This is a genomic window from Pseudomonas kermanshahensis (assembly GCF_014269205.2).
Taxonomy (GTDB): domain Bacteria; phylum Pseudomonadota; class Gammaproteobacteria; order Pseudomonadales; family Pseudomonadaceae; genus Aquipseudomonas; species Aquipseudomonas kermanshahensis.
The window spans coordinates 1-1461 of record NZ_JABWRY020000008.1; the positions used below are offsets into that span (position 1 = coordinate 1).

Below are 1461 nucleotides of genomic sequence, written 5' to 3' on the forward strand. Positions count from 1 at the left end.
GAATGTTTATCAATCGGCAAGCCATCTTTGTTGGTCAGCGTAATGGTGTAGGTGATCGCACCGCCTTCGGTGACCGAAGGGGTAGCGGTCAGCTTGGCCACCACGTCATCCGTGGTGTCAGTCACTTTGACCGACGCCGCATCGCCCAGTTGCAGGTTTTCGAAGGCACGGCCGTCAACATCGACGGCGGACTTGATACCCAGCTCGATTTCGCCGGCGTCTTTATAGACGTCATCGCCTTGCGCGTCGTGAGTGTACGGCGCGCTGGTTTCACCGGCCTTGATGGTCACAACCGCATTGTTGCTCAGCGTCACAACCAAGTCGTGAGCCAGGACAGTATTGATGTGAACGGTGAAGGTCGGCTTCACGTTCTCAGCAACCGAAACCTGGTCAGCGGTGATGGTGACTTTGACCAGATCACCTTCGTTGCCCGGCGTACCTGGTTCGTCAGTGACAGCAGTGCTGACCGGAGTTTTGTCCAGAACCAAGTTCTCGAACTTGCCAACATCAGCGCCATCCACCGAAGCGATCGATTTGATCACTGGGTCGTTGGTACCGGTGTAGACGTTGTCCGGAGCAGTCACGGTGGTGAAGCCGGTGGTGCTGTTGGCTGGCACGGTGATGACGGTGGTGCCGTCGCTGAGCGCGAAGGTCAGCGCCGAGTGCTTATCAATCGGCAAGCCATCTTTGTTGGTCAGGGTGATGGTGTAGGTGATTGCACCACCTTCGGTAACCGAAGGGGTGGCAGTCAGTTTGGCCACCACGTCGTCGGTGGTGTCAGTCACTTTGACCGACGCCGCGTCACCCAGCTGCAGGTTTTCGAAGGCACGGCCATCGATATCTGCTGCCGACTTGATACCCAGGCTGATTTCGCCAGCGTCTTTGTAGACATCATCGCCCTGCGCGTCGTGAGTATACGGCGCGCTGGTTTCGCCAGCCTTGATGGTGACGGTAGCGTTGTTGCTCAGGGTCACGACCAGGTCGTGAGCCAGGGCAGTGTTGATGTGAACGGTGAAGGTCGGTTTGACGTTTTCAGCCACCGAAGCCTGGTCAGCGGTGATGGTGACTTTGACCAAGTCGCCTTCGTTGCCCGGAGTGCCTGGCTCGTCGGTCACAGCAGTGCTGACTGGCGTCTTGTCCAGAACCAAGTTCTCGAACTTGCCAACATCAGCGCCATCCACCGAAGCGATCGATTTGATCACTGGGTCGTTGGTACCGGTGTAGACGTTGTCCGGAGCTGTCACGGTGGTGAAGCCGGTGGTGCTGTTGGCTGGCACGGTGATGACGGTGGTGCCGTCGCTGAGCGTGAAGGTCAGCGCCGAGTGCTTATCAATCGGCAAGCCATCTTTGTTGGTCAGGGTGATGGTGTAGGTGATCGCACCACCTTCGGTAACCGAAGGAGTGGCAGTCAGCTTGGCCACGACATCGTCGGTGGTGTCGGTGACTTTGACCGAGGCGGCA

At 57.9% G+C, this 1461-nt stretch carries 1 protein-coding gene; it reads right to left on the bottom strand.

The features are described from left to right. Positions 1-1461, bottom strand: a 1461-nt coding sequence (locus HU764_RS27465) for an immunoglobulin-like domain-containing protein (RefSeq protein ID WP_338109091.1), incomplete at both ends; no start/stop codon positions are given.